The 7,565-nt window shown below is 60.9% G+C and carries 8 protein-coding genes and 1 pseudogene; 6 read left to right on the forward strand and 3 right to left on the reverse strand.

Features of this window, described 5'->3' with window-relative positions:
- Nucleotides 1-33 precede the first annotated feature (33 nt).
- From BMY36_RS09595 to rfbA, 6 genes are all read left to right on the forward strand, one after another.
- A complete protein-coding gene (locus BMY36_RS09595) occupies nt 34-834 on the forward strand; it encodes a DUF6502 family protein (protein ID WP_050519697.1) in 801 nt (266 codons plus the stop codon).
- Nucleotides 831-1,712 (forward strand): hypothetical protein, encoded by an 882-nt coding sequence (locus BMY36_RS09600; RefSeq protein ID WP_050519696.1) that lies wholly within the window; start codon nt 831-833, stop codon nt 1,710-1,712. The genes BMY36_RS09595 and BMY36_RS09600 overlap by 4 nt, the downstream gene beginning before the upstream one ends.
- A 108-nt stretch (nt 1,713-1,820) precedes the next feature.
- A complete protein-coding gene (rfbC, locus tag BMY36_RS09605) occupies nt 1,821-2,402 on the forward strand; it encodes a dTDP-4-dehydrorhamnose 3,5-epimerase (RefSeq protein WP_050519695.1) in 582 nt (193 codons plus the stop codon).
- Nucleotides 2,399-3,442, forward strand: coding sequence for a dTDP-glucose 4,6-dehydratase (gene rfbB / locus BMY36_RS09610; RefSeq protein WP_050519694.1), 1,044 nt, complete (start codon nt 2,399-2,401; stop codon nt 3,440-3,442). Before rfbC ends, rfbB begins: the two co-directional genes overlap by 4 nt.
- Nucleotides 3,439-4,284: a dTDP-4-dehydrorhamnose reductase gene (rfbD, locus tag BMY36_RS09615; RefSeq protein ID WP_050519693.1), complete on the forward strand. Its 846-nt coding sequence runs from the start codon at nt 3,439-3,441 to the stop codon at nt 4,282-4,284. The genes rfbB and rfbD overlap by 4 nt, the downstream gene beginning before the upstream one ends.
- Entirely contained in the window at nt 4,281-5,159 is an 879-nt protein-coding gene (rfbA, locus tag BMY36_RS09620; RefSeq protein WP_050519692.1) for a glucose-1-phosphate thymidylyltransferase RfbA, read from the forward strand. Before rfbD ends, rfbA begins: the two co-directional genes overlap by 4 nt.
- Here the strand turns inward: rfbA and BMY36_RS09625 are convergent.
- From BMY36_RS09625 to BMY36_RS09635, 3 genes and pseudogenes are all read right to left on the reverse strand, one after another.
- On the reverse strand, nt 5,153-5,704 hold the full coding sequence (locus tag BMY36_RS09625; protein WP_050519691.1) for a CIA30 family protein: 552 nt from the start codon (nt 5,702-5,704) through the stop codon (nt 5,153-5,155). The genes rfbA and BMY36_RS09625 overlap by 7 nt on opposite strands.
- On the reverse strand, nt 5,697-7,097 hold the full coding sequence (locus BMY36_RS09630; protein ID WP_050519690.1) for a bifunctional enoyl-CoA hydratase/phosphate acetyltransferase: 1,401 nt from the start codon (nt 7,095-7,097) through the stop codon (nt 5,697-5,699). Before BMY36_RS09630 ends, BMY36_RS09625 begins: the two co-directional genes overlap by 8 nt.
- A 201-nt stretch (nt 7,098-7,298) precedes the next feature.
- Nucleotides 7,299-7,565 (reverse strand): annotated as a pseudogene (locus tag BMY36_RS09635) (IS5/IS1182 family transposase); the annotation flags it as partial.

The following is a 7,565-nucleotide window of genomic DNA, read 5'->3' on the forward strand; positions in this document are numbered from 1 at the left end:
TGTGGGGCCGGGAATTGAGGTAGTGTTGCTGTAATGACGGATGATAACAGCGCCCATTTTGCCGAGATGATGCACCAACTGCTTGTGCCTTTGGCCCAAGCGATGGTTGCGCATGGCATGACGATTGCCACAGCGACCGAGGCGATAAAGCAAGCGCTGGTCACCGCCGCAGAAGGGCAGGACGGGCGCGCGGACAGCGACAGCCGCATCAGTCTGTTGACCGGGTTGAACCGCAAAGAGGTGAAGCGGTTGCGCCACGCGCCCGCCCCCAGTGTGGGCCGCACCAAAGTGAATGCCGCAGCCGCCGTGATAAGCCATTGGCGGCTGGCCAAGCCGTTTTGCAAAACGGTGGGAAAACCGCGGGATTTGGCCCGCAAAGGCGTGGGCGGGTTTGATGATTTGATCCGGGCCGCGCGGGTGGATGTGCCACCCGCCACGGTGTTGGAGATGTTGCTGGAACAAGGTGCGGTTGCGGCATTGGCAGATGGCGATTTTCGCTTGATCGCCGCAAGCGCGTTGCCGCAGGGCGGGGCGGGTGCGATTGATGCCTTTGCCGTAACGATTGGCGCACATTTGACGGCGGCGGTGGGCAATTTGACCGGGACGGCTGCGCCGCATTTTGACCGGGCCGTTGTCTATTCGCATTTGACAGATGATGATCTGGCGGTGTTGGAGGCGGCGGCGCGGGTTGAGGCGCAGGCCGCGTTGGAGCGGGTCAATGCGCTGGCCCATGCGCTGCGCGAGGCGTCCGCGCCAAAGCGGGGCGCAAAGGGGCGGTTTGTGATGGGGGCCTATGTCTTGGCCACCCCGGGAAAAGGCAAGGGGCCGAAATGAAAGCTGTTTTTGGGGTCTTAGTGGCGGTGTTGGTTGGGCTTGCCTTGTCTGCCACCGCACAAACCAAGCCAGAGCCGCGTGAAGGCGGTATTTTGGGCACAGGCATTGTGGGCACCATCACCAAACTTGGCAGCATTTATGTGAACGGCCAGCATATCCGCTTTGCGCCCAATTTGGCGGTTAGCGGCGGGATTGGCGTGGAAACCGCTGAGGCGTTGCGCCCCGGCGATACGGTTGCGGCCACGGTGGAGCCGGAGGGCGATGCGTGGCGCGCCCTGCGGTTGGAGCGGGTTTTGCCGATTATTGGCCCGGTGGCCTCGCTTTCGGGCGGGGGTGCGGTGGTGATGGGTACGCGCGTTGTGTTGCCAGCGGATGTGGGGCCTGTGCGGGTGGGCGATTGGGTGGCGGTTGGCGGGTTGTGGCAAGGGGCGGCGATCATTGCATCCGCCGTGTCGGTTATCCCGCCGCAAGCGCAAGCGCGGATGCAGGGCAGTTTCTTTTTCAGCGCGGATGGGGCGGCGATTGATATTGGCGGCAGCTTGATCACCGGGATTTTGCCGCAAAATGCGCAGGAAGGTGCGGTGGTGCGCGTGACAGGGCAGCCGATGGCAACAGGTTTGGCCGCGCGGATGTTGGGGATGGGCGTGTTTGCGCAGACGCCGGGTTTGGTGTTGGCCGAAGGGTATATGTCCGCCCCGCGCCCCTCGGGGCTGTATACGCTGCTGGGTAGCGGGTTGGTGGAATATGCGGGAGACCCGGCAATGGTGGCTGACCCTGCCCGCGTGCAGCGGTGCGGCGTTGGCGACCGCTTGGTGTCGGGGGATGGGGTGGATGGGGCCTTGGCTGCTGGGTTGGCGCGGTTGGGCTGCATGCCGTGAACCCATAGGGTTTTGCCCCCAATGCTGCAAAACCGCCCGTTTTTACTGGATTGAGGGGCGGGGAAAAAGCCGTTAAGACAATTCGCGTGCGGTAACGGGATTGATGCGATGAAAATTGAACAGACGGTTTTGGACGGTGTGTTGGTGGTGACGTCGCGCCGTTTTGGCGATGATCGTGGTTGGTTTACCGAAAGCTGGAATGCCGCACAGATGCGGGCCGCCGGAATTGACATGGATTTCGTGCAAGACAACCATTCATTTTCTGCCAAGCGCGGGACGCTGCGCGGCCTTCATTGCCAATCGCACCCTCATGCGCAGGATAAGTTGGTGCGGGCGACGCGTGGGGCGATTTTGGATGTGACGGTGGATTTTCGGGCTGGGTCGCCGGGTTTTGGCAAATGGGTTGGGGTTGAACTGTCGGCCGAAAATGGCAAGCAATTGCTGGTGCCCAAAGGGTTTTTGCACGGGTTTTTGACGCTGACCGACGATGTGGAGGTGCAGTATAAATGCACCGATGTGTATGCGCCCGATTGTGATGGGGGCGTGCGCTGGGATGATCCAACGATTGGCATTGATTGGGCGATGTGTGGCGCGCTGCCTGCGGGCGGTGTACAATTGTCGGCCAAGGATGCAGTGGCGCCGCTTTTGGCGGATGTTGCGTGCCCCTTTACATATGAGGCTGCGCAATGAAAATTTTGGTGACAGGTGGGGCCGGGTTTATCGGGTCGGCGGTGGTGCGGTTGGCCGTGGCGCGCGGGCATGAGGTGGTGAACCTTGACGCGCTGACCTATGCCGCGAATTTGGCAAATGTGGCCGATGTTTCGGCGTCGAACCTGTACAGTTTTGTGCAGGCCGATATTCGCGACCGCGCGGCGTTGGATGCGGTGTTTGCGCAGCATGCGCCCGATGTGGTGATGCATTTGGCGGCAGAAAGCCATGTGGACCGGTCCATCGACGGGCCAGCGGATTTCATTGAAACCAACATCACCGGCACGTTCAACATGCTGGAGGCGGCGCGCAGCCATTGGCTGGTACGCGGCAAACCGGCGGGGTTTCGGTTCCACCATATTTCCACCGATGAGGTGTTTGGGTCACTGGGCGCGGAAGGGCAGTTTACGGAAACCACATCCTATGACCCGCGCAGCCCTTATTCGGCGTCCAAGGCAGCGAGCGACCATTTGGTGCGGGCGTGGCATGAAACTTACGGCTTGCCCGTGGTGATGACCAATTGTTCCAACAATTATGGTCCGTATCATTTCCCGGAAAAGCTGATTCCCGTGGTGATTTTGAACGCACTGGCGGGCAAGCCGCTGCCGATTTATGGCAATGGCGCGAATGTGCGCGATTGGCTGTATGTGGAGGACCACGCGGATGCGCTGCTGTTGGTGGCGGAAAAGGGCGCGCTGGGGCGAAGCTATAACATTGGTGGCGAAAATGAGCGGTCCAACCTGGAGTTGGTGAAAACGCTGTGCGCGATTTTGGATGAAAAGCGGCCAAAGGCGCAGGGGTCTTATGCCGATCAGATTGCCTTTGTGACCGATAGGCCCGGCCATGATGCCCGCTATGCGATTGATCCAAGCCGTATCCGTGAGGAGTTGGGCTGGCGGCCCAGCGTCACCGTGGAGGAAGGTTTGGCGCGCACCGTGCAGTGGTATTTGGACAATGAAGCGTGGTGGCGCCCCTTGCAGGACCAAGGCAGCGTGGGCCAGCGGTTGGGCACCAAAGCATGAGCATTTTGGTTTTTGGCAAAACCGGCCAAGTTGCGATGGAGTTGCAGCGCCTTTTGCCGGATGCGGTGTTTTTGGGGCGGGAGGCGGCGGATTTGGCCGACCCTGCGGCCTGCGTGGCGGCCATTGCCGCAATGCGGCCTGCGGCGGTGATCAACGCGGCAGCATGGACCGCGGTGGACAAGGCCGAGGCTGAAGAAGCAGCGGCGCTGGTGGTGAATGGCGATGCGCCCACGGCGATGGCGGTTGAGTGTGCCCGCCTTGGGGTCCCGTTTTTGCACATCTCCACCGATTATGTGTTTGATGGGGCGGGTGATGCGCCGTTTGTGGCAGACCATCCGACAGCGCCCTTGGGGGCGTATGGTCGCACCAAACTGGCGGGCGAAGTTGGCGTGCGTGAGGCAGGGGGCAATGCGTTGATTTTACGCACCAGTTGGGTTGTGTCGGCGCATGGCAATAATTTTGTGAAAACCATGCTGCGGCTAGGGGCGTCGCGGGAAGCGTTGACCGTGGTGTCCGATCAGTTTGGCGCGCCGACACCTGCTGCGGCGATTGCGCAGGCTTTGGTTGTGGTATGTGCTGCGATGCAGGCAGGACAGGCGGGCGGCACGCATCATTTTTGTGGCACACCCAGCACAAATTGGGCGGATTTTGCGCGGGCAATTATGGACCGCGCGGGGCTGGCTTGCCAGGTTACAGATATTCCCAGCAGCGCCTATCCCACACCTGCGCGCCGCCCGTTTAACAGCCGGATGGATTGCAGCACGTTGAAAACCGCCTTTGGCATTGACCAACCCGATTGGCGCAAAGGGCTTGACGATATTTTGAAGGAATTGAGTGTATGAAGCGTAAGGGTATTATCCTTGCCGGGGGTTCCGGCACGCGGCTGTGGCCGATCACGATGGGCGTGTCCAAGCAATTGTTGCCGGTGTATGACAAGCCTATGATCTATTTCCCGCTGTCGGTTTTAATGCTGGCGGGTATTCGCGAAATCGCGATTATCACAACCGCCGAGGACCAATCGCAGTTCAAGCGTTTGTTGGGCGATGGGTCTGTGTGGGGGTTGCAACTGGCCTATATCGTGCAGCCGTCGCCGGATGGGTTGGCACAAGCGTACTTGCTGGCGCGTGATTTTCTGGATGGGGCACCATCGGCGATGGTGCTGGGCGACAATATCTTTTTTGGCCATGGCTTGCCCGAGATGTTGGCGAGTGCGGATGCCAAACCGCAAGGCGGCACTGTGTTTGGCTACCGCGTGGCCGACCCGGAACGGTACGGCGTGGTGGCGTTTGATGCGGATGGCCAAGTGCGCGAGATTGTGGAAAAGCCTGCTGTGCCGCCGTCAAATTATGCGGTAACGGGGCTGTATTTCCTGGACGAACGCGCGCCGGACCTGGCGGCACAGGTGAAACCATCGCCGCGCGGCGAGTTGGAGATTACTGATTTGTTGCAGCTGTACCTTGATGAGGGCAGTCTGTCGGTGGAACAAATGGGCCGGGGATTTGCGTGGTTGGATACGGGCACGCATGGCAGCTTGTTGGATGCATCCAATTTTGTGCGCACGTTGCAGCTGCGCCAAGGGTTGCAAGTGGGCTGCCCCGACGAGATCGCCCATGCGGCTGGCTGGATCACGACCGAGCAGTTGACCGCGCGGGCCCAGACATTTGCCAAAAACGACTATGGCGCGTATTTGCTGCGGCTGGCGACTGACGGTCAGTAAAAGCCCACGGCGCGGACCGACAGATCGGCGGTATGATCGCGCCCGAAGGCGACGATTGCGATGCTGCGCACGGATGTGATGTTGAAGGTTTTGCCCAAAAAGCTGCCGTAAGGGGTGAAGGCTGCGAAGGGGATGCGCACTTCGGACCATGTGTTGGTGGTGTTGAAGGTTGCTTGGTAAAACTGCCAAGGCAGCAAGGTGCGCGTGGTGCGCAGATGCACGAAATACGGTTGATCATTGCCGCGCACGGACAGAATGACCCCGGTCGCATTGGCGGGCAGGGGGGTGTCCAGTTTGGTGCGCGCTTGGATAAACCCGCCGTTGTTGGCCGTGCTGACCTGCCCCGTCAGGCGCAGCACGGGCTGGCCGCCGCTTTGGTCAAAGCTTGCGCGCCCCTCAGACACGCCACCCATGACTTGGTCGCTGAAATAGGCCCAGCGGGTCGTATCGGCCAGCGAGATTTGCGGCAAGGCCCCATCGGCCTGCGCGATGCTGGGCAGCATCAGCGCGACGGACAGGACCAGTTTTTGCAATTTATCAAACATCTGGGGTGTCGCCTTTTTTGTTGGCATGGATGAAGAGTTGCGCAATGGCGGTAGAGGCGAGGCGCGATCTGACCCCATCCGCACGGCTGGTCAAGACGATGGGCACGCGCGCGCCAAGGACCACGCCCGCCGCCTCGGCCCCTGCCAGATAGATCAGTTGTTTGGCGATCATGTTGCCCGCTTCCATGTCTGGGACAATCAAGATATCGGCGTTGCCTGCCACATCGGACACAATCCCCTTGGCTGTGGCCGCAGTTGTGGACACCGCGTTGTCAAAGGCCAGCGGCCCGTCCAGCAGGCCGCCCGTGATCTGGCCCCGGTCGGCCATTTTGCACAAAGCGGCCGCATCAAGGGTGGAGGGGATTTTGGGGTTGACCGTTTCCACTGCCGACAGCAGCGCCACCTTTGGACAAGCGATGCCAAGCGCATGAGCAAGGTGAATGGCATTTTGCACGATGTCGGCCTTGGTTGCAAGGTCGGGGGCGATGTTGATCGCGGCGTCGCTGATCAGCAGGGGTTTGGGATAAGTTGGCACATCGAGGATGAAAACATGGCTCATCCGGCGGTCCGTGCGCAGGCCTGTGTAGCGGTGGATCACGGGGTCCAGCAATTCGTCGGTGTGGATTTTGCCTTTCATCAGCATGTCGACCTTGCCTGCGCGGGCAAGGGCCACGGCGGTTTCGGCGGCGGCGTGGCTGTGGGGGGTGTCGACAATTTCCACCCCGGTCAGATCGAACCCTTCGACGGTGGCGATTGCTTCAATTTTGGGGCGCGGGCCGATCAGGATGGGGATGATCATGCCTTTGGCGGTTGCTTGCAGCGCGCCACCCAGCGACAGGGCATCGCAAGGGTGAACCACGGCGGTGCGCACGGGGGCCAAGGCGGCGGTGGCCTGCATGAGGGCGGCAAACCGCGCGCCGCTTTCGTGCAGATGCACCTCTGGCAGCAGGACGCGGGGGCGGCGGACCTTGCGGGTGGGGGCGATGACGCGGGCCTGACCGTCGATCACGGTGTCGCCGTGTTGGTTCACGCACAGACAGCCGAGGGTGACGTGGTTGTTGGCGCCTTTTTCCAGCACGGTAAGGCGGACAGTGACCGTATCCCCCAGCCCAACCGCCGCGTGAAACCGCAGGTTTTGATCCAGATAGATGGTGCCCGGCCCCGGCAGTTCGGTGCCCAAAACCGCCGAGATCAGCGCGCCGCCCCACATGCCATGTGCGATGACTTTGTGGAACATATCAGAATTGGCATAATCGGCGTCCACATGGGCGGGGTTCACATCGCCGGACATGATGGCGAACAGTTCGATGTCGCCGTGCTGCAAGGTGCGGGTCAATTCGGCGCTGTCGCCCACCTTTATTTCGTCAAAGGTGCGGTTTTCGATATATTGCATGCGCGTTTGCCTGTGTCCTGGCTGATAATCGCCCCATCTTGCCGACATCGGGGGGCGGAACAAGGCCTTGTTCAAGGGCGCGGCGGGTGGTCGCAGCGATAAGGCGGTATTCCTCTTCGATTTGCGCTCGCAGTGCAGCTGCTCCGGGGCTCTGTTGCACAAATGGTCTGACGGTGAGGGTTCCCCTATCCCCGGACAGACTTATCCCACGACTTCTGTAATGGGCGTGCCGAGAGTGGTGAAGCCGTTCAGGACGGCAACACGAACTTGGAACTCCGCGACCTGACGGTCGAAGTCCCGCGCCATAAGGCGCTGACCCAGCAGTTTGACACAGTGCATCTTTGTTTCGACGCGGCTTCGGCGGTGATAGCCGCTCCATCGTCGCCATATCGTCCGGCCGAAGCGTTTCGACGCGCGGAGGGCCTCGTTCCGCGCGATCGCGCCAGGAGTGTCGGGTTTCCATGGCTT

Origin of the sequence: Pseudorhodobacter antarcticus, from assembly GCF_900110135.1 — a bacterium.
GTDB lineage: Bacteria > Pseudomonadota > Alphaproteobacteria > Rhodobacterales > Rhodobacteraceae > Pseudorhodobacter > Pseudorhodobacter antarcticus.

Coding starts and splice junctions, on each gene's coding strand:
- BMY36_RS09595 (WP_050519697.1), top strand. CDS start 34: ATGACGGATGATAACAGCGCCCATTTTGCCGAGATGATGCACCAACTG.
- BMY36_RS09600 (WP_050519696.1), top strand. CDS start 831: ATGAAAGCTGTTTTTGGGGTCTTAGTGGCGGTGTTGGTTGGGCTTGCC.
- rfbC (WP_050519695.1), top strand. CDS start 1,821: ATGAAAATTGAACAGACGGTTTTGGACGGTGTGTTGGTGGTGACGTCG.
- rfbB (WP_050519694.1), top strand. CDS start 2,399: ATGAAAATTTTGGTGACAGGTGGGGCCGGGTTTATCGGGTCGGCGGTG.
- rfbD (WP_050519693.1), top strand. CDS start 3,439: ATGAGCATTTTGGTTTTTGGCAAAACCGGCCAAGTTGCGATGGAGTTG.
- rfbA (WP_050519692.1), top strand. CDS start 4,281: ATGAAGCGTAAGGGTATTATCCTTGCCGGGGGTTCCGGCACGCGGCTG.
- BMY36_RS09625 (WP_050519691.1), bottom strand. CDS start 5,704: ATGTTTGATAAATTGCAAAAACTGGTCCTGTCCGTCGCGCTGATGCTG.
- BMY36_RS09630 (WP_050519690.1), bottom strand. CDS start 7,097: ATGCAATATATCGAAAACCGCACCTTTGACGAAATAAAGGTGGGCGAC.